General features: G+C 62.8%; 24 protein-coding genes. 14 read left to right on the top strand and 10 right to left on the bottom strand.

The genetic code is table 11. The features are described from left to right. Window positions 1-68 precede the first annotated feature (68 nt). Complete coding sequence (gene yjiA, locus B9A31_RS14485; RefSeq protein WP_016713460.1) at window positions 69-1,046, top strand: GTPase; 978 nt, start codon at window positions 69-71, stop codon at window positions 1,044-1,046. Here yjiA and B9A31_RS14480 read toward each other — a convergent pair. After that, the gene (locus B9A31_RS14480; RefSeq protein WP_019098818.1) at window positions 1,006-2,493 is read right to left on the bottom strand and encodes a methylenetetrahydrofolate reductase C-terminal domain-containing protein; all 1,488 of its coding nucleotides are present in this window, start codon (window positions 2,491-2,493) and stop codon (window positions 1,006-1,008) included. The genes yjiA and B9A31_RS14480 overlap by 41 nt on opposite strands. A gap of 208 nt (window positions 2,494-2,701) precedes the next feature. Between B9A31_RS14480 and B9A31_RS14475 the strand changes: the two genes are divergently transcribed. Beyond that, on the top strand, window positions 2,702-3,526 hold the full coding sequence (locus B9A31_RS14475; protein WP_019098819.1) for a 5-methyltetrahydropteroyltriglutamate--homocysteine methyltransferase: 825 nt from the start codon (window positions 2,702-2,704) through the stop codon (window positions 3,524-3,526). 105 nt (window positions 3,527-3,631) lie between these two features. Here the strand turns inward: B9A31_RS14475 and B9A31_RS14470 are convergent, their stop codons facing one another. Then, window positions 3,632-4,810 carry an acetyl-CoA C-acetyltransferase gene (locus B9A31_RS14470; protein WP_019098820.1) on the bottom strand — a complete coding sequence of 393 codons (1,179 nt, stop codon included), beginning with the start codon at window positions 4,808-4,810 and terminating at the stop codon, window positions 3,632-3,634. 175 nt (window positions 4,811-4,985) lie between these two features. On the opposite strand from B9A31_RS14470, the gene B9A31_RS14465 reads away from it, so the two are divergent. The 4 genes from B9A31_RS14465 (at window position 4,986) to B9A31_RS14450 (ending at window position 8,252) form a co-directional block, all read left to right on the top strand. Next, a complete protein-coding gene (locus B9A31_RS14465; RefSeq protein WP_016713464.1) occupies window positions 4,986-5,252 on the top strand; it encodes a PepSY domain-containing protein in 267 nt (88 codons plus the stop codon). Then, entirely contained in the window at window positions 5,249-5,782 is a 534-nt protein-coding gene (locus tag B9A31_RS14460; protein ID WP_019098821.1) for a cytochrome b/b6 domain-containing protein, read from the top strand. The genes B9A31_RS14465 and B9A31_RS14460 overlap by 4 nt, the downstream gene beginning before the upstream one ends. A 250-nt stretch (window positions 5,783-6,032) precedes the next feature. Then, on the top strand, window positions 6,033-7,244 hold the full coding sequence (fabV, locus tag B9A31_RS14455; protein ID WP_019098822.1) for an enoyl-ACP reductase FabV: 1,212 nt from the start codon (window positions 6,033-6,035) through the stop codon (window positions 7,242-7,244). 105 nt (window positions 7,245-7,349) lie between these two features. After that, window positions 7,350-8,252, top strand: coding sequence for an alpha/beta hydrolase family protein (locus B9A31_RS14450; protein WP_019098823.1), 903 nt, complete (start codon window positions 7,350-7,352; stop codon window positions 8,250-8,252). A gap of 44 nt (window positions 8,253-8,296) precedes the next feature. Here B9A31_RS14450 and B9A31_RS14445 read toward each other — a convergent pair whose 3' ends face one another. The 4 genes from B9A31_RS14445 to B9A31_RS14430 all read right to left on the bottom strand — a co-directional run bounded on the left by B9A31_RS14445 (window position 8,297) and on the right by B9A31_RS14430 (window position 10,266). After that, window positions 8,297-8,638, bottom strand: a complete 342-nt coding sequence (locus B9A31_RS14445) for a HopJ type III effector protein (RefSeq protein ID WP_019098824.1) — start codon at window positions 8,636-8,638, stop codon at window positions 8,297-8,299. Beyond that, window positions 8,631-8,927: a DUF1244 domain-containing protein gene (locus tag B9A31_RS14440; protein ID WP_019098825.1), complete on the bottom strand. Its 297-nt coding sequence runs from the start codon at window positions 8,925-8,927 to the stop codon at window positions 8,631-8,633. The genes B9A31_RS14445 and B9A31_RS14440 overlap by 8 nt, the downstream gene beginning before the upstream one ends. Before the next feature lie 9 nt (window positions 8,928-8,936). Continuing rightward, a complete protein-coding gene (gene folM / locus B9A31_RS14435; RefSeq protein WP_025753993.1) occupies window positions 8,937-9,629 on the bottom strand; it encodes a dihydromonapterin reductase in 693 nt (230 codons plus the stop codon). Window positions 9,630-9,705: 76 nt separating this feature from the next. Next, window positions 9,706-10,266 carry an antibiotic biosynthesis monooxygenase gene (locus B9A31_RS14430; RefSeq protein ID WP_019098826.1) on the bottom strand — a complete coding sequence of 187 codons (561 nt, stop codon included), beginning with the start codon at window positions 10,264-10,266 and terminating at the stop codon, window positions 9,706-9,708. A gap of 218 nt (window positions 10,267-10,484) precedes the next feature. Between B9A31_RS14430 and B9A31_RS14425 the strand changes: the two genes are divergently transcribed. After that, window positions 10,485-11,420, top strand: coding sequence for a MerR family transcriptional regulator (locus B9A31_RS14425; protein WP_016713471.1), 936 nt, complete (start codon window positions 10,485-10,487; stop codon window positions 11,418-11,420). On the opposite strand, the gene B9A31_RS14420 is transcribed toward B9A31_RS14425, so the two are convergent. Further along, entirely contained in the window at window positions 11,405-12,010 is a 606-nt protein-coding gene (locus tag B9A31_RS14420) for a hypothetical protein (RefSeq protein ID WP_025753992.1), read from the bottom strand. The genes B9A31_RS14425 and B9A31_RS14420 overlap by 16 nt on opposite strands. Window positions 12,011-12,069: 59 nt before the next feature. Continuing rightward, window positions 12,070-12,498 carry a PAS domain S-box protein gene (locus B9A31_RS14415; RefSeq protein ID WP_016713473.1) on the bottom strand — a complete coding sequence of 143 codons (429 nt, stop codon included), beginning with the start codon at window positions 12,496-12,498 and terminating at the stop codon, window positions 12,070-12,072. Between the two features lie 116 nt (window positions 12,499-12,614). On the opposite strand from B9A31_RS14415, the gene B9A31_RS14410 reads away from it, so the two are divergent. Next, window positions 12,615-13,070 (top strand): flavodoxin, encoded by a 456-nt coding sequence (locus B9A31_RS14410; protein WP_019098828.1) that lies wholly within the window; start codon window positions 12,615-12,617, stop codon window positions 13,068-13,070. A 25-nt stretch (window positions 13,071-13,095) separates the two neighbouring features. Here B9A31_RS14410 and B9A31_RS14405 read toward each other — a convergent pair whose 3' ends face one another. Next, window positions 13,096-13,977: a LysR family transcriptional regulator gene (locus tag B9A31_RS14405; RefSeq protein ID WP_019098829.1), complete on the bottom strand. Its 882-nt coding sequence runs from the start codon at window positions 13,975-13,977 to the stop codon at window positions 13,096-13,098. Window positions 13,978-14,075: 98 nt separating this feature from the next. On the opposite strand from B9A31_RS14405, the gene B9A31_RS14400 reads away from it, so the two are divergent. The 4 genes from B9A31_RS14400 to B9A31_RS14385 all read left to right on the top strand — a co-directional run bounded on the left by B9A31_RS14400 (window position 14,076) and on the right by B9A31_RS14385 (window position 17,240). After that, window positions 14,076-14,462: a CidA/LrgA family protein gene (locus B9A31_RS14400; protein WP_016713476.1), complete on the top strand. Its 387-nt coding sequence runs from the start codon at window positions 14,076-14,078 to the stop codon at window positions 14,460-14,462. Next, window positions 14,452-15,132: an LrgB family protein gene (locus tag B9A31_RS14395; RefSeq protein ID WP_084297085.1), complete on the top strand. Its 681-nt coding sequence runs from the start codon at window positions 14,452-14,454 to the stop codon at window positions 15,130-15,132. The genes B9A31_RS14400 and B9A31_RS14395 overlap by 11 nt, the downstream gene beginning before the upstream one ends. 176 nt (window positions 15,133-15,308) lie before the next feature. Next, window positions 15,309-16,214 carry an alpha/beta fold hydrolase gene (locus B9A31_RS14390; RefSeq protein ID WP_019098831.1) on the top strand — a complete coding sequence of 302 codons (906 nt, stop codon included), beginning with the start codon at window positions 15,309-15,311 and terminating at the stop codon, window positions 16,212-16,214. A gap of 114 nt (window positions 16,215-16,328) precedes the next feature. Further along, window positions 16,329-17,240 carry an SDR family oxidoreductase gene (locus tag B9A31_RS14385; protein WP_016713479.1) on the top strand — a complete coding sequence of 304 codons (912 nt, stop codon included), beginning with the start codon at window positions 16,329-16,331 and terminating at the stop codon, window positions 17,238-17,240. 274 nt (window positions 17,241-17,514) lie between these two features. Here the strand turns inward: B9A31_RS14385 and B9A31_RS14380 are convergent, their stop codons facing one another. Beyond that, window positions 17,515-18,297 (bottom strand): IclR family transcriptional regulator, encoded by a 783-nt coding sequence (locus tag B9A31_RS14380; RefSeq protein WP_016713480.1) that lies wholly within the window; start codon window positions 18,295-18,297, stop codon window positions 17,515-17,517. A 174-nt stretch (window positions 18,298-18,471) separates the two neighbouring features. On the opposite strand from B9A31_RS14380, the gene hmgA reads away from it, so the two are divergent. Both hmgA and fahA read left to right on the top strand, forming a co-directional pair. After that, a complete protein-coding gene (gene hmgA, locus B9A31_RS14375; RefSeq protein WP_019098832.1) occupies window positions 18,472-19,773 on the top strand; it encodes a homogentisate 1,2-dioxygenase in 1,302 nt (433 codons plus the stop codon). A gap of 3 nt (window positions 19,774-19,776) precedes the next feature. Next, window positions 19,777-21,069, top strand: a complete 1,293-nt coding sequence (fahA, locus tag B9A31_RS14370) for a fumarylacetoacetase (RefSeq protein WP_019098833.1) — start codon at window positions 19,777-19,779, stop codon at window positions 21,067-21,069. Window positions 21,070-21,076 lie beyond the last annotated feature (7 nt).

Raw genomic sequence — 21,076 nt, 5'->3', positions numbered from 1 at the left:
ACGTGTGAACCTGTGGGAGCCTGGGTAACCGGCTCCCACAGTCATTTCAGCTTCAGGAGATTTACTGCGTGCAGACGCCTATTCCCGTAACTGTGCTCACTGGCTTCCTCGGTGCCGGCAAGACCACCTTGCTCAAGCACATGCTCAAGGCCGAGCACGGCCTGAAACTCGCCGTGATCGAAAACGAGTTCAGCGAGGCTGGCATTGACAGCCAACTGCTGGGCGACGAACCGGTGCAGGTGATGACCCTGGCCAACGGCTGCGTATGCTGCAGCATCCACGGCGACCTCACGCGCGCGCTGTACCTGCTGCTTGAACGCCTGGACGCAGGCGAAATCGCCTTCGACCGCCTGGTAATCGAATGCACAGGCCTGGCCGATCCGGCGCCGGTGGCGCAAACCTTTTTCATCGACGAGGAACTGCGTGAGCGCTACATCCTCGACGGCATCATCACCCTGGTAGACGCGGCTCATGCGGAACTGCACCTGACCCAAACCATTGCCCAGGCCCAGGTCGGCTTTGCCGATCGCTTGCTGTTGAGCAAGACCGACCTGGTCGAGGCGGCTGCGGTAGAAGCCCTGCGCGAACGCCTGGCCCGCATCAATGGTCGTGCCGCAATCCGAGTGGTCGAACACGGTCGCATCGACCTGGCTGAGCTACTGGATGTGCGTGGATTCAACCTCAACCCCGACCTGGGTGCGAACCTGAAACCCACCCTGCGCCCGGTGCTCAAGCCTGCTATATCGGACCGTATCTCCACGCTGGTGCTGCGCACGGAAACCGCGCTGGATATCGACCGCCTCAGCGACTTCATGAACGAACTGCTGGAAACCCACGGCAAGCAGCTGTTGCGCTACAAAGGCGTGCTGAACATTGCCGGCGAGGACCGCAAGCTGGTGTTCCAGGGCGTGCTCAAGCTCTACGGCTTTGACTGGGACGCCGAGTGGGCCGAAGGCGAGGCTCGTGAGAGCGTGATGGTGTTCATCGCCGATGAATTGCCCGAGGCTACGATTCGGGCTGGCTTCGAGGCGCTGGCTGCGGGCTGAGCCGGCGCGGCGTCGCTGCCTGGAACCACTGCGGCCACGAGCTGCGGTGGCGGGTTTCGACTTCGATGCAGGGGATCAGGCGCTCGGTGAGCACTGCAGTTTGCCGCACGGCCTTGGCCGTGCGGTACTTGATGCTGTGTATGCATTCACGGTCGCCGAACTCGCAGCGGTTCAGTGCGGTACCGCCACATGGGCCGTTGGCCAGGCCCTTGGGGCATGTTTCCGGGCAGATGTACAACGTGTCTTCCAGGCGGCAGCGGCCACAGGTGTCGCAGCCCACCAATGGCCGTTTCACTGCGCGCTCCACCTTGTGCAACACCTGTGCGCCAACGGGCGTGGACCACAGCCGCTGGCGCACCGCCCAGCCAAATGCCTTGCTCAGGCTATTGCGACGGCTGAACAGCAATGAATGCATGCCGTGCATCAGGTGATAGCGCGCTTTTTCTTTGAGTGAAGCATCGACCCTTGACTCGCCCTGGCGCCAACCCGCCTGCGGCGGATGGAAGGTGACTGCCGGCAGGCCGGGCATCTGCCAGCTGGCGCGCCACGCCGGCGCCCATTGATCCAGGGTGTGGATCCGGGCTTGCCAGTGTTCGATGCGGGCCTCAAGGGCCAGCAGTTGTTTGAGTTCGTGCACCCCTGACAGGTGTACGCCGGCGTAACCCATCAGCTTCACGCCGATGATCTGCAAGGCCAGGCGGTCAACGCTGCGTGCCTGGGCAAAGGCCTTGGACTGCACGGTCTCCGCTTCGAGCATGTCGCGCATGGACGGTGTGACGGTAACACCAGCCACGTGGTCGAGCATCGCAGCGCGCCCGTGGGTAAGGCTCATCAGGCACGCCAGCATGGGCTTGGGCGTGGCCTGGCGGCGCATCCAGTGCATGGCTTCCTGGTGTTTATCCCCATCGAACCCCAGTTGCAGGGTGAGGAAGTCGGCGCCCGCTGCCAGCTTTTTCTCGGCCTTGAAATACTGGGCGCCGCCTTCTTCCTCGTGGTACTTGAACGGGTTCAGTGCAGCGCCCAGCAGCCAGTGTGGGCAAGCCTGGCGAGCGATTTGCAGGGCGGCGACCGACTCCAGATAACGCACCGGGCGCTGGCCAGGCTCGTGGCCGGGCAGGCGGTCGCCGGTCAGCAGTAACAGCTGGTCGAGGCCGGCGGCGTCCATGCGTTGCAACTGGGCGAGCAGGTGGTGGCGTTCGCGGTCCTTGCCGGAAAAGTGCGGCAGGGCAGGCACCGGGTTGCTGAACGAGGCGAGGGCGTCCAGCGGCGACATGTCCAGCGGGCTGCCGACACGATCGCCGATGGCGACGGTCATCGGCCAGCCACACAGGTGCGCACGGGCCATGATCGCTTCCATGGCGGCGAAGCGTTCTGTGGAAGGCTTGGGGACGAATTCCATCACGCAGACGAAATTCTGTTCGCGCAGCGCGGTTTTCAGCAGGCTCATGTGGCCGGGTACCTGGTGTGGTCAGGGTGCCATTGTGCGGCACAAGGCGGACCGGGTCATGTCCGGATGCGCAGGATGGTGCTCTGATTGAGACATGAACATGATCATGAAGAAATCTTGTGTTCATCTCAAATTTAATGAGTTTGTCTCAGCGGTCCGCGAACCGGAAAATCCCCTCAATCATTTATGCATGCTGAAGGGACAAGACATGGCACTGGCACACAACCTGGGCTTTCCACACACCGGCTGCGACCATGAGCTGTGGCAGGTGCAGAAAGACGCCGGCATTGAACTGCTGCCAGTCGGCGACATTGCCTGGTATGGCCAGGTGTTGGCCGGTGACCACCAGCAGTTTGCCCCGAACTGGGAACAGCTTTTCGAGGCAGTAGCCCAAGCCACAGCCCTTGGCCATGCGGTCAAGCCGGTGTTGCTGGGCCCGTTGAGCTACCTGTGGCAGGCCAAAGCCAAGGCCGGTGATGTCGACAAGCTGGAGCTGCTCGACAGCCTGCTGCCACTGTATGACCAAGCTCTCAACCGCCTGGCTGCCCTGGGCGTTGAATGGGTGCAGATCGACGAACCGATCCTCGCCCTTGAGTTGCCGCAAGATTGGAAAAACGCCTACGAGCGCGCCTACAACATTCTTCAGCGCGCACCTTTGAAGAAGTTGATCGCCACTTACGCGGGTGGCCTTGAAGGCAACCTTGGCCTGGCCGCGAACCTGCCGGTCGATGGCTTGCACATCGACCTGGTGCAGGCGCCCGACCAGTACACCGCCATGCTCGACCGCCTGCCGGCCTACAAGGTGCTGTCGCTGGGCCTGGTCGACGGCCGCAATGCTTCGCCGTGCGACCTGGAAAAGACCTTGGACCTGCTGCGCGATGCCCACGAGCGTCTGGGTGAGCGGCTGTGGGTGGCGCCATCTTGCGCGTTGCTGCACAGCCCATTGGACCTGGCTGTGCAGAAGTGCCAGGAAGTGGCTGTACTGGTCAGGGCCCTGAATAACGCGCTGAAACAGGTCGCTATCGCCGCTTGATCCTCAATCCCCCTAGAATGTACTCCGATTCAAATCGACAGGGAGTGATGCGATGAGAGTTCTGGTAGTCGGCGCCAGCAAGGGCCTGTTCAACTCAGGCTGTGATCAACGTTCGATCGCCAGCGCCACCCCTTGCCCACCGCCAATGCACAAGGTGGCCAGGCCTTTCTTCGCATCCCGCTTGATCATCTCGTGCAACAGGGTCACCAGCACCCGGCAGCCGGATGCACCAATCGGGTGGCCCAACGCAATCGCCCCGCCATTCACGTTGACCCGTGCCGCATCCCATTCCAGTGCCTTGCCCACCGCCAGCGCCTGTGCGGCAAAGGCTTCGTTGGCTTCGATCAGGTCCAGTTCGGCCAACTGCCAGCCGGCCTTTTCCAGGCAACGCTGAGTCGCGGAAACCGGCCCGATACCCATGATTGCAGGGTCTACGCCGGCACTGGCATAGGCTGCGATCTTCGCCAGTACCGGCAGTCCAAGGGCCTTGGCCTTGGCGGCGCTCATCAGCAGCACGGCGGCTGCCCCGTCGTTCAGGCTGGAGGCGTTGCCCGCAGTGACGCTGCCGTCTTTCTTGAAAGCCGGGCGCAGTTTGGCCAGGGATTCAGCAGTGGTGTCCGGGCGTGGCTGTTCGTCGCGCGCAAACACTTTGGGCTCACCCTTTTTCTGCGGCATCACGATCGGCGTGATTTCGTCATCGAAACGCCCGGCCTCGATAGCCGCCACCGCCTTGCGCTGCGATTCTGCGGCAAAGGCGTCCTGCTGCTCTCGGCTCAGGCTGTACGTGTCCACAAGGTTCTCGGCGGTGATCCCCATGTGGTAGTCGTTGAAGGCATCCCACAAGCCGTCGGTGATCATGCTGTCGATCAGCTGGCCATGGCCCATGCGCTGGCCGGTACGTGCCGAAGGCATCACGTAAGGGGCAAGGCTCATGTTTTCCTGGCCGCCGGCAATCACCACCTCGGCGTCACCGCAGCGAATGGCCTGGGCCCCCAGGTGCAGGGCCTTGAGGCCCGAGCCGCAGACCTTGTTCAGGGTCAGTGCCGGAACACTGTAGGGCAGGCCAGCCTTGATCGCGGCTTGGCGCGCCGGGTTCTGCCCGGCACCTGCGGTGAGTACCTGGCCAAGGATCACTTCGTCGACCTGCGCCGGGTCCAGCCCGGTCTGTTCCAGCAGGCGCTTGATCACGGCGGCACCGAGGTCGACCGCAGGCACCGTAGCCAGGGCGCCCTGGAAGCTGCCGATGGCGGTACGGGTTGCGGCGACAATGACCACGTCGTTCATGTTGTTGTTCTCCGTGCGATGGGCGTAATGCCCAAGCATCGGTGGCTTTGGCTTATTTGTTAAGTTTGTTTTTCTTTCTGATTGATGTGAAAAGCAAATCAATGAGCACCAGGCGCGCTATCCAACTAAGCTGTTTCCCGTGCTGTTTTCACCCAACTGAATGGAGCTCATTCCCATGCGCATCCTGATAGCCCTGTTTATCCTGATCGGCAGCAGCACAGCATTCGCCGCCACCCAATGCACCACCGCTGACAAAAGCACCTGGCAAGACCAGGAAAAATTCCAGGCGCAGCTCAAGGAACAGGGCTACAAGATCAACAAGTTCAAGGTGACCGAGGGCAACTGCTACGAGATCTACGGTTTCGACAAGGACGGCCGCAAGGTCGAGATCTACCATGACCCGGTGACCGGCAAGGCGGTCAAGTCCGAGTACCACGATTGAACAGCAACGGCACGGTGCAGCTGTGGGACCCGCTCCTGCGGCTGTGCCATCTCTCGATCGCCGGTGTGTTCTTCGCTGATTACTTTTTCAACGAAGAAGGTGACGACTGGCACCAGTGGCTGGGCTACTACGCATTGGCCTGCGTGGTGTTGCGCCTGGTGTGGGGCTTTGTCGGGCCACGTAGCGCGCGCTGGGCTGACTTCTGGCCAACCCCGTCGCGTCTGGCGGGGCATGCCCGCAAGCTGCTGCGGGGGGAGCCTTGTCATCGCCTGGGGCATTCGCCGATTGGCGCCTTGGTGATGTTGCTGATGCTGACCGGCATTGTCGGCCTGGTCCTGACCGGATGGGCGTCGCAGGAGGTGGATGCCTTGTGGGGCGAGGACTGGCCGACTGATCTGCACAGCGGGTTGGCCGATGCCGTGCTGGTGCTGGTTTGCGTGCATGTGCTGGCGGCCGTTTACGAGAGCGTGCGCCTGCGGGAAAACCTGCCTTGGTCGATGATTACCGGGCGCCGTCGGCGCCGCGATTGAGTATGCCGGTGCCGGCCTTTTCGCAGCTAAAGCCGCTCCCACAAGTATTGCACAGACCTTGTGGGCGGCGCGGTCTCTGTGGGAGCGGATTTACCCTCGAAGATGCCGGGATAGAAGAACCCCGGTTTTGCATCCCCATGATCACCCCGTAATATGTGTCGGATAACCTGCGGGGGTAGTCTCACCCTCTGATCAATCGGAATCGCCTCAAACGGCGCTTCCCCGGCATAAACCTGACGAGGTACAGACATTGGCCATCATTCATCCTAAGGTTCGCGGTTTCATCTGCACCACGACTCACCCGAAGGGCTGCGAGCTCAACGTCCGTGACCAGATCGAAGCCACCCGCAAGCTGGGCGTGCGCGAGGATGGCCCGAAGAAGGTCCTGGTCATCGGTGCTTCCAGCGGCTATGGCCTGGCGGCCCGCATCACCGCAGCGTTCGGCTTCAAGGCCGACACCCTGGGCGTGTTCTTCGAGAAACCAGGCACCGAAACCAAGGCCGGCACTGCTGGTTGGTACAACGCCGCTGCCTTCGACAAGTTTGCCAAGGCCGAGGGCCTGTACAGCAAGTCGATCAACGGTGACGCCTTCTCTGACGAGGCCCGTACCAAAGTCATCGAACTGATCAAGAACGAAATGGGTGGCAAGGTTGACCTGGTCATCTACTCGCTGGCTTCGCCTGTGCGCAAGCTGCCGCAGACCGGTGAACTGGTGCGTTCGGCACTGAAGCCAATTGGCCAACCGTACAAGTCGACCGCCATCGACACCAACAAGGACACCATCATCGAGGCCAGCATCGAGCCGGCCACCGAGCAGGAAATCGCCGACACCGTCACCGTCATGGGCGGCCAGGACTGGCAGCTGTGGATCGACGCCCTGGCGGGCGCCGACGTGCTGGCCGAAGGTGCTCGTACCGTAGCCTTCAGCTACATCGGCAGCGACATTACCTGGCCGATCTACTGGCACGGGGCGCTGGGCCAGGCCAAGCAGGATCTGGACGAAACCGCCCTGCGCCTGGACCAGAAACTGGCCGGCGAACTCAAGGGTGGCGCCAACGTGGCGGTGCTGAAGTCGGTGGTCACCCAGGCCAGCTCGGCCATCCCGGTGATGCCGCTGTACCTGTCGATGGTCTTCAAGATCATGCAGGAGAAGGGCGTTCACGAAGGCACCCAGGACCAGCTGGACCGCATGTACCGCGACCGCATGTACCGTGCCGACGGTGCGCCGGCCGAAGTCGACGAGAAGGGCCGCCTGCGTCTGGACGACTGGGAACTGCGTGACGACGTGCAGAGCGCCTGCAAGGCCCTGTGGCCACAGGTGACCACCGAGAACCTGTTCGAGCTGACCGACTATGCCGGTTACAAGAAGCAGTTCCTCAACCTGTTCGGCTTCGAGCGTGCTGACGTCAACTACGACGAAGACGTGGCTACCGATGTGAAGTTCGACTGCGTCGAGCTGTAATCGGCGATAGCCTGTACCGGGCCGTTCGTGGGTTCACCTGCGAACGGGCCGGTACAGGCTATAAAATCTTTGCTAGCTTTGGCGCACAACAACAGGGAATGCGCCATGAGCAGCCTCACCCAACCCGCCACAGCCTTTCGCCACCCCGCAGCCGACGGTTACAGCCTCGGCGGTTTCTGCTGGCGCCACGCCCAGCCAGACCCCCAGCGCCCGCTGGTGATCATCAACGCTGCCACTTCGGTACGCTGCCGCTATTACTCACGTTTTGCCGACTTCCTGTTTGCCCAGGGCTGCGATGTGCTGACCTACGATTACCGGGGCATCGGCGAATCCCGCCCGGCTTCGTTGCGCGGTTTTCAGGCTTCATGGAGCGACTGGGGCAGGCTCGATTTCGAAGCCATGCTGGCGCATGCTGCAGCGCATTTCCCTGGCCAGCCGGTGGATGTGGTGGGGCACAGTTTCGGCGGCTGCGCAGTGGGCCTGGCGCCATCTGCCAGCCGGGTGCGCCGGGTGGTGATGGTGGGCGCGCAGTTCGCCTATTGGCGCGATTATGCGGCTGAGCAGCGCTGGCAGCTGTTTGGAAAATGGCATGTGGTTATGCCGCTGTTGACTCGGGTATTCGGTTACTTCCCCGGCAAGCGACTGGGTTGGCTGGAGGATACGCCATCTGGCGTGGTGCACGACTGGACCACACGAACCCCGCGTTACGAACACCGGCCCAGCGGCCGTGAACTGAAAACACCGCCGTTCGCCCAGGTGCGGGCAGCAACCTTGGCCATCAGCCTGACCGATGACCCCTTCGGCACCGTCGCGGCCACCGAGCGTTTGCTGAGTTATATACAGGGTGCCCGGCACCTGCGCATCGCGCCTGTGGATATCTCGGTCGAGGAAATTGGCCACTTCGCGTTCTTCCATGACCGCTTTCGCGAAAGCCTGTGGCCGGTGGCCTTGCAGTGGTTGCAGCAGGGAGGGCTGGAAGAAGGAGGGCCTGGCACCATCATGGATTGATGGTGGGCTCAAAATTTTGGGGCCGCATCGCGGCCCCGGCTGTCTCAGCCCTTGCGCGCCAGAGGCTGCGCAGCAAACTTCACCCCAGCCAGTCCATGCTGGATCAGCGCACGGATATTGCCATGGTCACTGCCCTCAGGCGTGGCCAGCACATCCCGGTAGTGCTCGCCAAAGGCCAGCAGCGCTTCCTGGTCGCTCAGCCCTTCCAGCAGTGCCAGGCCCAAAGTCTTGCACGAACCTTCGTTCTGCCCAGCGGCATTTTCCACGCCACCATTGTTGAAGGCCTGAGGCTGGTAGCTGTAGTGGTCGGCAATGAACGCCAGGGTATCGGCAAATACATGCTGGCCGCTGGCCAGGCTGGCGCGCAGGGTGTTCAGATCAGTCACGAGGTTTTCCTTTTTCGAACGCCGCTTGTTGTTCGGCGCTGGCTTCTTTCTGGTGTTGGGCTTTCCAGTCGGCGTAGGGCATGCCGTACACCGCTTCGCGGGCGTCATCCAGGCTCAGGTCGAGCTGGCGCTCGTCCGCTGCGGCCTTGTACCACTTGGACAGGCAGTTGCGGCAGAAACCGGACAGGTTCATCAGGTCGATGTTCTGCACGTCGGTGCGCTTTTGCAGGTGTTCGACCAAGCGCCGGAACGCGGCGGCTTCGAGTTCGAGCTGTTGCTGTGGGGTCATGGGCTTCTCTCAAGTCATGCGGTTTTTCAGGTGGCGGCCACCGTTGATGACCACCTGGCTGCCGGTGCTGTACTGGCTGGCGAGCAGGTACTTGACGGTCTCGACCAGCGGGCCGGCGCCGGGTTCGAATTCCAGCAAGGCCTTTTTCAGGGTTTGCTGGCGGTAGGCTTCATCGCCCCCTTCCTTGAGGATCAGCAGCCCGGGCAGGATACCGTTCACATGCACCTTGGGCGCATATTTTTCGGCGAACGACAGCACCATGTTCTGCAGCGCGGCCTTGGTGGCGGCGTAGCCGATGTGGCTCTTGCTGCCGCGTGAGGACGTTTCGTCGCAGATGTGGATGATGTCGGCCTTGTCCACCTTGGCCAGCAGGTCGCCCAGGGCCAGGTTGAGGTGGTAGGGCGCTTCGACGTGCAGGCGGAACATGGTTTCGAGGTTGTCGAGCCCGTCATCCAGCCACAGCGAGGCATTGTGGATGATGGCCCGCAGGCCGTCGTAATGGCTGTGCAGGTGATCGATCAGGGCCTGGCGGTCGGCCGCCTGGCACAGGTCGGCCTGGAACTGCACGATGTTCGGGTGGGCCGTCTGTGGCTGGACACTGCGGCTGGCACTGACCACCGTATGGCCGGCCTGTGCCAGTTCAAGGGCCAAGGCCAGCCCGACGCGCTGGCTGGCTCCGGTAACGAGAATGGGGCTGTTCATGTTCGGGCGGTCAACTTGTCTGTCCTTTGGTTGCCCCCAGCATACCCGAACTGTTTCCCTATTGTATGGCCTGCCCTCAGCGGCTGCGCAGGGCGCCAGAGGGCGTTGGGGTGGCATGCAGCCAACCGGCCAGCAGGCGGGTGGACAGGGGGATGAACAGGTAGACCATCACGGGTGTCAGCGCCAAGGTGCTGAGCAGTACCCGGGGCACCAGGTCCAACGCTGCCAACCAGTGGCCGAATAGCAGGTTGAACAGCAACGAGACCGGGAAGAATGCCAGCCAGATCGCCACAGCCTGTTTCCAACGGGGTGGTTTTTGCACCATGTTGGTGCCAAACCAGTCGTCGATACCACTTACGCGCGCCTCTTTGGGGCGTTCGAACAGGCCGTTGCCGCGTTGCAACCAGGCCCGGCGCGAGGCGGAGTGCTCCCAGGCATGCAGGGTCGGCTCGTCGCTGAAGCGAAAGATGATCTGGAATTCGTCGCCATCGCGGGGCGGCGCAAGGATGCCCGAGCCAAGGTAGCCGGGAAAGTCGGTGGCCAGCTGCTCGCCTTCATGCAACCAGGCCAGCAAGTCCTGGTAGCGGCCATGGGCGGCGCGGCGAGACACCATCAGGGTGACGGGTGGGGTAGACATCGTGTATCTCCTGGCAACGGGGCTGGCGGGTAGCTGGCCCCTTTGGCTGTGTGGCCCGGGGTGGTGGGCAACACAGGCGTGCATGCAAGAATCGGGCACGGATTATCGCGTATCTGCAATATTCGGCAAACCCCGGGCGGCAAACGGTTGCACCCTGCGACTCGCGCCGTCGTAGTAGAATACCTGTTCAACTTCCGCACGCAGGGTACCCCTTGCAGATGAACGAACAGGGACGTAATCCAGTGATCGATGCGAGTTTTGAACAGCAGGAGCTGTTTCCAATTCGTGAAGTTTCCCGTCTGACCGGTGTCAACGCTGTGACCCTGCGGGCCTGGGAGCGTCGTTATGGCCTGATCCAGCCAATCCGTACCGACAGTGGCCACCGCCTGTATTCCCAGGCCGATATCGATGAGATCCGCCGTATCCTCGGGTGGCTGGAGCGCGGTGTGGCAATCAGCAAAGTGGGCAGTATTCTTGCGCGTGGCCATGCCCTTGCCGGCCAGGCCGGTGATGCGACGGACGCCTGGCTACGCTGGCAGCACCAGATCCGCCTGGCGGTGCAGCGTTTCGACGTGGCGGGCCTTGATCTGCTTTTCCAGGAGGTGTTTGCCGCCAGCACCCTGGACCAGGTTTTCAGCGAAGTGTTCATGCCTGTGTGGCACGACATGGCAGTCCGCCAGGGCGGCTATGGGCAGGCCAGTGAATGGCTGTTCTTTGACCAGTTCCTGCGCGGCCGGGTCTTCGCTCGCTTGCAGCTTGCCCATGTGCCGCGTAGCCGCACCGTGCTGTTGGCGCCATTACCGGGGCAGTGCCATGAGCTCGAGCTGCTGGTCACCAGCTTGATCCTGGGCAGCGACGAAACAGGTGTGACCCCGTTGGCGAACGGGCAGCCACTGCAGGAGTTGGCGCTGGTTTGCGAGCGCCTGAAGCCGGATGCCCTGGTGCTGTTTTCCCATCAGCCGCTTACCGCAGAGCTCACTCGGCACCTGGCTCGCCTGGCGGCGGTATTGGACTGCCCGTTGTTACTGGCCGGTGAGGCGGCGGAAGTGGCACAGGCCAGCCTGGCTGGCAGTGCTATCGCCTGCCTGGGAGCGCAGGGTAGTGTCATGCGCCAGCGGTTGCGGCAGTTTCTGGCAGGTCAGCTAGATACCTGAGTGTGCAGGTCGGGGTGGGCCTGGAGGATGTAGTCGCGCAGACGCTCGATTTCTTCGGGCGGGCTTTGGCTGAGGTCATAAGCCGCCAGGTCCGGGCCAATACGCCGGCCCAGTACGCCGTGCAGTTCGATCGGGCTGATGCCGCCGGGGGCGAAGCGCAGTTCGAAGCGTGCGGGTGGCGAGGGCAGGTCACGGACTTCCAGCAGCACACCTTTGAAGGAAATATCACGTACCCACAGACCGCTGATCTCGTCATGGGCATCGAGCAGTGCGCTCGGCTGCTCCATCGACAGGCGCCAAGGGCGCAGCATGGGGCCGTCTTCGTAGATTTCCGGTGAACCCAGTTGCAGGTGCAGGGCGTGGAACTCGTCTTCTACCAATTGCAGGGGGAAGCTGATCTGTTGGTTGTTGAACTGGGCCTGCAAGGTAACCTGTTCGTTCGCCACCAGCCGGGTAAGCAGGCTCTGTATGCGGCGGTCGCCATTGACCAGCAGGCTCGACATGGAGTCGGCCACGTTCAAATGCGGCGAATGTTGCATGTTCTGGATGAAATCCAGCTCGTCCTGGGTCAGGAGCACGTCTGCTTGCATGATCGAACTCGGTGGTGGCGATTTCTTCATCGGGATTGACCGTGCATGGCGTACTTGGTTCAAGCGCGTTCGTCGGGTTTCGGACGAGCGCACAGTTCCGCCAGTTGCCGTTCCAGTTCGACCTGGCGGCTGACGTCTTTCTGGATACCGATGAAGTAGGTGCGCTGGTCAGCGGCGTGCCTTACCGGGGTAATCGACAGCTCGTTCCAGAAGGCGCTGCCATCCTTGCGGTAGTTGCGCAGCACTTCGCGACAGGGGCGGCCTTCGGCCAAGGCCCTGCGGATACGTGCGCGGCCAAGCTGGTCACGGTCGTCAGCCTGCAGAAAGCGGCAATCCTGATAGAGGATTTCATCGCGGCTGTAGCCGGTCAGGCGTTCGAAGGCGGCGTTCACGTAGATCAGGATGGTGTCGTCGCCTTCCTGTTCGGCAACCACGATCCCGTCATTGGACGCATCGACCATCGATTGCAGCAATTGCGCATTGATCATGTTCGGGCCATTGGGCAAGGAGGGGCTGAGGACGGCGACTTTGGTAGAGGCGGCCTTTTGCCAGCGCTGGATGCTAGTATCCTACGTTTTCACTCAGTTTCGGAATCCTCTACCCGATGAAAGTCGCCATTATTTCCGGATCGGTCTATGGCACCGCCGAAGAAGTCGCCCGTCACGCTGAAACGCTGCTCAAGGCAGCGGGCCTGGAGGCCTGGCATGCGGCACGTGCCACCCAGCAGGATCTTGAAGGTTTTGCCCCCGACGCCTTGCTGGCCGTGACCTCGACCACCGGCATGGGCGAACTGCCGGACAACCTCATGCCGCTGTACAGCACCCTTCGCGATACCTTGCCTGCGGCCTGGCGTGGTCTGCCGGGGGCGGTGATTGCACTGGGTGACTCCAGCTACGGTGATACCTATTGCGGCGGTGGCGAGCAGATGCGCGAGCTGTTTGCCGAATTGGGTGTGCGTGAGGTGCAGCCAATGCTGCGCCTGGACGCCAGCGAGACGGTGACCCCGGAGGCGGATGCCGAACCGTGGTTGGCTGAATTGGCAATCGCACTGAAAGCCTGACCCTAAGGCCGCATAAAAAAGCGCGTCAGGCGTGAGGTTCGCGCAACAATGCCAACCACGCCTGCGCCGCCCGTGACAGGTAGGCCCCACGTCGCCAGATAAAGGCGATGTCCCAGCGTAAATCCCCCGGCGAACGGAGCGGCAAACGCACCACCCCGGGGCGCTCCAGCGCTTTTGCCACCACTCGGGGCAGCAACACCACACCCTGGCCTGCCGCCACCAACGCCGCCAAAAAGTCTGCCTGGCCACTGCGGCCGCCTTCCTTCGGGGTAAAGCCCTGTTGCTGGCACGCCTTCAGCAGCCGGTCGTTGAGCACGAAACTGCGTTGATACAACAGGAACGGCGTATCGGCCAGTTGCCCCAGGTCCACCCCGTCCAGGCTCGCCAATGGATGCCCCGCCGGCAGCAGGGCATCCATTGGCTCGTTGCAGAACGGCTGGTAGTCGAACGTCTCATCGCTGGGTGTCAGGCTACCACCCAGTTCCAGCTCGCCACTCTTGACCGCCTGTTCGACACTGCGGCTACCGCCCTCCAGCAACTGGATCGCGATGTTTGGGTGACGTCGCCGGTATTCGGCAAAAAGCCCGGCGAACAAGGCGTCACTGCCCAACATCGGCAGACCCAGGCGTAGTTCGCCACGCTCCATCTGGTTGAGGTCGTCCAGTTCGTTGAGCAGCGCCTGGCGTTGGCGCAGCAGGGCTTCGCCGCGCTCCAGCACAATGTGCCCGGCCGCTGTCAGGTGCAGCTGGGAGGCCTGGCGTTCCAGCAGCGGCTGGCCCACATCTTGCTCCAGCTGCGCCACCTGCTTGCTCACGGCCGATTGACTGATGTGCAGGGTTTGCGCGGCCTGGGTAAAACCACCGCGGTGGACCACTTCGATAAAGCTGCGCAGCTGTTTGAATTCCATGCTCTGAATTCCATTCTGGAATGGCTATCAGTCTAACAATTCGCTTCTGGCCTAGGCAGCCAAATCTTAAAATGAGGGCCTGTCGAGGAACCCCCGTCATGAAACCCGCATTGTTGAAAAAAGCCCTGCGCCTGCTTGTCGAGCTGGCGATTCTTTGTGCCTTGTTTCTGCTGGGCGGCCAGCTTGCGACCTGGTTGGGTTGGCCGATCCCAGGTGGTGTGATGGGCCTGGCACTGTTGCTGATACTGTTCGCGTCCGGTGTGCTCAAGCCGGCCATGCTGCAACTCGGCGCCGGCTGGCTGATGGCCGAGATGCTGCTGTTCTTCATTCCGGCGTTGATGAGCCTGCTGGACTACGGCTCGTTGATCCGTGAGGAGGGCTGGCGCATCTTGCTGGTGATCGCCGTGAGCACGCTGATGGTGATGGTGGTGACCGCGCTCACCGTAGAACTGGTGTGCCGCTGGAGGTTGCGCCATGAGCCTTGAACCCATGCCGCTGTTCTGGCTGGCCCTGACCTTGCTGGCCTACCTGGGCAGCCGCTGGCTGTACCGGCGCAGCGGGCGCTACCTGCTGTCGCCGTTGATCCTGGTACCGGTGCTGTTGCTGGCGGTGCCGCTGCACACCGCGTATGCCGAATATGCGCGCAATACCCATTGGTTGATGAGCGTGCTTGGCCCGGTGACCGTCGCCTTCGCGGTGCCCATCTGGCAGCAGCGGGCGATGCTGGCGCGCCATTGGCCGGCGCTGATGGTGGGCATGGTCGCCGGCAGCAGTGCTTCGATCGCCAGTTCCTGGGGGCTGGCGCACCTGCTGGCGCTGGACAGCGCGACCAGCCTGTCGCTGGTGCCGCGTTCGATTACCACACCGTTTGCCATGCCGTTGGCCCATGACCTGGGGGGCGTACCAGAGCTGACAGCGGTGTTCGTGATGTTCACCGGTGTACTCGGCGCCATGTTCGGCGGCGCGCTACTGCGTTGGTTGCCGTTGCGCACGCCGCTGGCACGGGGTGCGTTGTTTGGTGTCGGTGCGCATGGCGCCGGGGTCAGCCGGGCACAGGAGGTGGGCCGCGAGGAAGGCTCGGTGGCCGGCCTGGTCATGGTGCTGACCGGCTTGCTGAACCTGTTCGCGGCACCGTTGCTGGCCCTGTTGCTCTGACCGTTCGTGCCACTGACTCGCACAGTCATCAAGCTGGCTGGCAACGCAAGTTCCAGCCAGTGGGCTGCTGGCTAGACTTTGCCTCGACATAGAGAGCACATGTATGTGCCGAGGTGACATGCAATGACCGCAGCCTTGCCCTATCCCGTCCCTATCACTTCACCGGGTTACTTCTGATGCCTATGGCCGAAATTCCATTGTGCGTCTGGCGTACCCGGGGACAAAGCTTCAACTTCCGGGGCCAGAGCATCCGCTACTGGACCGCAGGGCAAGGAGAGCCCCTGCTTCTGTTACACGGCTTCCCCACGGCCAGCTGGGACTGGCACTACTTGTGGGGGCCTTTGACCCAACGCTTTCGGGTGATCGCTTGCGACATGCTCGGTTTTGGCGACTCGGCCAAGCCGGTCGACCACGCGTACAGCCTGATGGAGCAAGCCGACCTGCAGCAGGCATTGCTCGGCCATCTGCAGGTCGACCAGCCGGTACACCTGTTGGCCCATGACTACGGCGGCAGCGTGGCCCAGGAACTGCTGGCGCGGCACCACGAACAGCGTGCCGAGATAGCCAGCTGCGTGTTCCTCAACAGTGGGCTGTTCCCCGAAAGCTGCCGCATGCTGCTGATCCAGAAACTGCTGCTTAGCCGGTTCGGCTGGCTGGTCGGGCGCTCGTTCGGGCGTGACGACCTGGTGCGCAACGTGACCCAGGTCTACGGCCCCTGCACCCACCCCAGCGAAAGTGCCCTGGATGATTTTTGGAGCCTGATCGCCGCCAACCGGGGCACGCGCATCCTGCACAAGCTGGTGAGCTATATCCCCGAGCGCAGGTTGCATCGCGAACGCTGGGTCGGGGCGATGCAGCGCAAAGGCGTACCCCTGCGCTTCATCAATGGCGTGGTTGACCCACTTTCCGGCGGGCACATGCTGGAGCGTTATCGGCAACTGGTGCCGGAGCCGGATACCGTGCAGTTGCAGGGCATCGGCCATTACCCGCACACCGAGGCGCCTGTGCAGGTCCTGCGCCACTACCTGGCTTTTCGTGAACAGCGGCTGAGCTATTACCCACAGAAAGTGGCGTGGTCCTGACCGGGCCTCATCGCCCTGCGTTATTGCCAGGCATTCAGCCTGCGTGAGCTTGATTGTCCGCCTGCCGTTGGCGGCGGACACTTGGCTGACCTGAACCTGCCTGGAGCCATGAGCATGAGCGAGCCTGTCCGTCTGCAAGATCGCGTGGTGATCGTCACCGGAGCCGGCGGTGGGCTGGGCCGCGCCCATGCGCTGCTGTTCGCCGCGCGGGGTGCCAGGGTCGTGGTCAACGACCTCGGCGGCTCTACCCACGGTGAAGGTGCCAGCGCTTCGGCCGCCGACCGGGTGGTGGAGGAGATCCGGGCCGCCGGTGGCACCGCCATCGCCAACCATGACTCGGTCAGCCAGGGCGCGCGTATCGTCGAGCAGGCCCTCGACAGCTTCGGCCGGGTCGATGTGCTGGTGAACAATGCCGGCATCCTGCGTGACAAGACGTTCCACAAGATGGACGACAGCGACTGGGAGCAGGTTTATCAGGTGCATGTGGAAGGGGCCTTCAAGGTCACCCGCGCCGCCTGGCCACACCTGCGCGAACAGAACTGGGGGCGGGTGATCTTCACCGCTTCTACCTCTGGCATCTACGGCAACTTCGGCCAGGCCAACTACGGTATGGCCAAGCTAGGCTTGTATGGGCTGACCCGCACTTTGGCAATCGAAGGGCGCAAGCACGGCATTCTGGTGAACGCCATCGCCCCTACCGGCGGCACCCGCATGACCGAAGGGCTGATCCCGCCTCAGGTCTTCGAGCGGCTCAAGCCGGAACTGGTCAGCCCGCTGGTGGTGTACCTGGGCAGTGAGCAGTGCCAGGGTACGGGCGAATTGTTCGAGGTGGGTGGCGGCTGGGTGGGCAAAGTGCGCTGGGAGCGCAGCCTGGGGGTAGGCTTTGATCCGCGCGAAGGCTTTACCCCGGAGCAGGTGGCGGAAAACTGGGCAAGGATTGGCGACTTTGACGGGGCCGTGCACCCGCAGGACAGCTTGCAGGCGCTGCAGCAGATGATGGCGAACCTGCAGAAGTACCCACTCTAGAGCGCTTGCTGGGCACTTTGTGGGAGCGCATCAGCCAGCGAGAGCGCAGGTTCTTTCGGGGCAAAAAAAAGGCCGCTGCAAGCCACAGCGGCCAATCGAGACGTTAGATCAAGGAGCTTCAAAATCTACGTCGGTGAACCTCGCAGACCTGAAAGGCGGGGGGGAAGAGCCCTTCATGCCGGCCAGTGAGTTAAGAATAAGCGCTTGATCCTGTGGGAAAAATAGCGGCTTATGACATTCACCTTTACGTATCGGGCAATAGTGCTGCAGGCGCTCACGCGGCCGGTGAATAGCCCATGCGCCAGCTGGTCTCGCGCGCAGCCGCCAGCAGCCTTTGCGCCGCCGGCCCATGTTCGTCGGCATGAAAAATCGACGTTGGCCCGACCACGGTCATCACGGCCACAACCTGCCCCAAGGCATTGAACACCGGTGCCGACAACGCATCCACACCTGGCATCAGCAGGCCGTGCACATGGTGCAACCCACGGTCGCGAATGCCGGCCAAGACTGCCTGGTAGTCTTCTGCAGTGTGTTGCAGGGCGGCCAGCTCGCGGTCGCGCAAGTCCACGGTCTCGCGCTCGGGCAGATAGGCGGCGAACACCAGGCCGGTAGAGGATGTAAGCAGCGGTAGCACCGAGCCGATTTGTGTGACCACGGTGACCGCGCGCACTGCCGGTTCAATGCTGACCACGGTCGCGCCCTGGTTACCCCACACGGCAATGAAGCAGCTCTCGTTCAGTTCATCGCGCAATTGCGACAGCGGCAGGGCGGCAATCTTCAACACATCGATGCTGCCCAGCGCCGCCAACCCCACCCGCAATGCTTCGCGACCCAAACCGTAGTGGTTGGTGGCGCTGTCCTGCTCCGCAAAACCACTGGCAATCAACGCCTGCAGGTAACGGTGCACCTTGCTCGCCGGCATTTGCACATGTTCCGCCAGGCGTGACAGCGACGTGGAAGGGGAGAGCTCTGCAAGCGCCTTCAGGATGTCGGTGCCGACCTCCGCCGAGCGGACTTTCTGCTTGCCGTTGTCGGCGGGGGAGCTGGCTTTGGTCATGGGCATCTGCTTCCGGATTCTTCAAGTCGGGCCTTTATAGCTTGACGCCAAGCGCGGGGCAAATTACGTTATTCGTAATCTGATTACGATAAAAACAATGCAGACGCGCTGCCACCCCACACCGGGCCAGCAGCCAGCTGCCCGCAACGGCTCGGCCAGAGCCCGGAGGCATCGATGAATCGCGACACCTCACCCGACCTTCACTACCTCAGCGGCTTCGGCAACGAATTTGCCAGCGAAGCACTGCCAGGGGCTTTGCCGGTCGGGCAGAACTCGCCGCAGAAGGCGCCCTATGGGCTGTATGCCGAATTGCTCTCGGGCACGGCGTTCACCATGGCCCGCAGTGAGCTACGCCGTACCTGGCTTTATCGTATTCGCCCGTCTGCACTGCACCCACGTTTCGAGCGCCTGGCGCGCCAGCCGTTGAGCGGGCCGTTGGGTGGGATCAACCCCAACCGCCTGCGCTGGAGCCCGCAGCCGATCCCTGCCGAACCGACCGACTTCATCGAGGGCTGGCTGCCGATGGTGGCCAACGCGGCGGCGGAAAAACCGGCCGGTGTGAGTATCTACATCTACCGCGCCAACCGTTCCATGGAGCGTGTTTTCTTCAACGCCGACGGTGAACTGCTGCTGGTGCCGGAAATGGGCCGCCTGCGCATTGCCACCGAACTGGGCGTGATGGAAGTTGAACCGCTGGAGATCGCGGTGATTCCACGCGGCATGAAGTTCCGTGTCGAACTGCTCGATGGCCAGGCCCGCGGCTACATCGCCGAAAACCATGGGGCGCCGCTGCGCATCCCGGACCTGGGCCCGATCGGCAGCAATGGCCTGGCCAACCCGCGTGACTTTCTCACTCCGGTGGCGCACTACGAAGAGGCCGAAGGGCCAGTGCAACTGGTGCAGAAGTTCCTGGGCGAGCACTGGGCTTGCGAACTGCAACATTCGCCGCTGGATGTGGTGGCCTGGCACGGCAGCAACGTGCCTTACAAATACGACCTGCGCCGCTTCAACACCATCGGTACCGTCAGCTTCGACCACCCGGACCCGTCGATCTTCACCGTGCTGACTTCGCCGACCAGCGTACATGGCCTGGCCAACATGGACTTCGTGATCTTCCCGCCACGCTGGATGGTGGCCGAGAACACCTTCCGTCCGCCATGGTTCCACCGCAACCTGATGAACGAGTTCATGGGCCTGATCAACGGTGCCTACGATGCCAAGGCCGAAGGCTTCCTGCCGGGTGGCGCCTCGTTGCACGGGGTGATGAGCGCCCATGGCCCCGACGCCGAAACCTGCGAAAAGGCCATTGCCGCCGACCTGGCGCCGCACAAGATCGACAACACCATGGCTTTCATGTTCGAGACCAGCCAAGTGCTGCGCCCGAGCCAGCAAGCCCTTGAATGCCCGCAATTGCAGGCCGACTACGATAGTTGCTGGGCCACCTTGCCGAGCACCTTCAACCCGAACCGGAGATAACCCATGAACCACACTGCCAATGCCCGTAGCTGGGTCGAGCACGCCAACGGGCACAGCGACTTTCCGCTGCAGAACCTGCCGATGGGTATTTTCAGCCGGCCGGGTGAAGCCAAACGCTGTGGCGTGGCCATCGGTGACGCGATCCTCGACCTGGAAGCGGTGCTGGCCGCCGGCCTGTTCGACGGTGCTGCCAAGGCTGCCGTCGAAGCCACCCGCGGTGGCGCGCTGAATGCATTCTTCGCCTTGGGCCGCAGCGCCCGTGTGGCCCTGCGCGAGCGTTTGCAGGCCCTGCTTGGCGAGCACAGCGAACACCAGTCGGCATTGACGCCGGCGCTGATTCCGGCCAGCGACTGCCAACTGCATGTGCCCGCGCAGATCGGTGACTACACCGACTTCTACGTCGGCATCGAGCACGCCAAGAACGTGGGCAAGCTGTTCCGCCCCGATAATCCGCTGCTGCCCAACTACAAGTACGTGCCGATCGGTTATCACGGCCGCGCCTCCACCATCCGCCCATCGGGCACCGATGTGCGCCGGCCCAAGGGCCAGACCTTGCCGGCCGGGCACACCGAGCCGAGCTTCGGCCCTTGCGCACGCCTGGACTACGAACTGGAGCTGGGCATCTGGATTGGCCAGGGCAATGACATGGGCCAGGCGATCCCGGTAGGCGACGCCGCCGAGCATGTGGCCGGCTTGTGCCTGCTCAACGACTGGTCGGCGCGCGATATCCAGGCCTGGGAATACCAGCCACTGGGGCCGTTCCTGTCCAAGAGCTTCATCACCACCATTTCCCCCTGGGTGGTCACTGCCGAGGCGCTGGAGCCGTTCCGCTGCGCCCAGCCGGCGCGCCCGGAAGGCGACCCGCAGCCACTGTCGTACCTGCTGGACAAGCGCGACCAGGCCGCCGGTGCCTACGATATCGAGCTTGAAGTGCTGCTGCTGACCCAGCGCATGCGTGAGCAGGGCGTTGCTCCACACCGCCTGACCCTGAGCAACACCCGCAGCATGTACTGGACCGTGGCGCAGCTGGTGGCGCACCACAGCGTCAACGGCTGCCAGCTGCAACCAGGCGACCTGTTCGGTTCGGGCACCTTGTCGGGGGCCACGCCGGGGTCGTTCGGCAGCCTGCTGGAGATCACCGAGGGCGGCAAGCTGCCGGTGGAACTGGCCAGCGGCGAGGTGCGCAAGTTCCTCGAAGACGGTGACGAAATCATCCTGCGTGCCCGCTGCACGCGCGACGGCGTGGCCAGCATCGGCTTCGGCGAATGCCGTGGCACGGTCATCGCGGCCAACTGAGGAGGGG

This window comes from Pseudomonas sp. URIL14HWK12:I5 (assembly GCF_900176445.1).
Taxonomy (GTDB): Bacteria; Pseudomonadota; Gammaproteobacteria; order Pseudomonadales; family Pseudomonadaceae; genus Aquipseudomonas; species Aquipseudomonas monteilii.
Note: the sequence above shows the minus strand (reverse complement) of the source record. Positions and strands in the feature narration are given on the sequence as shown.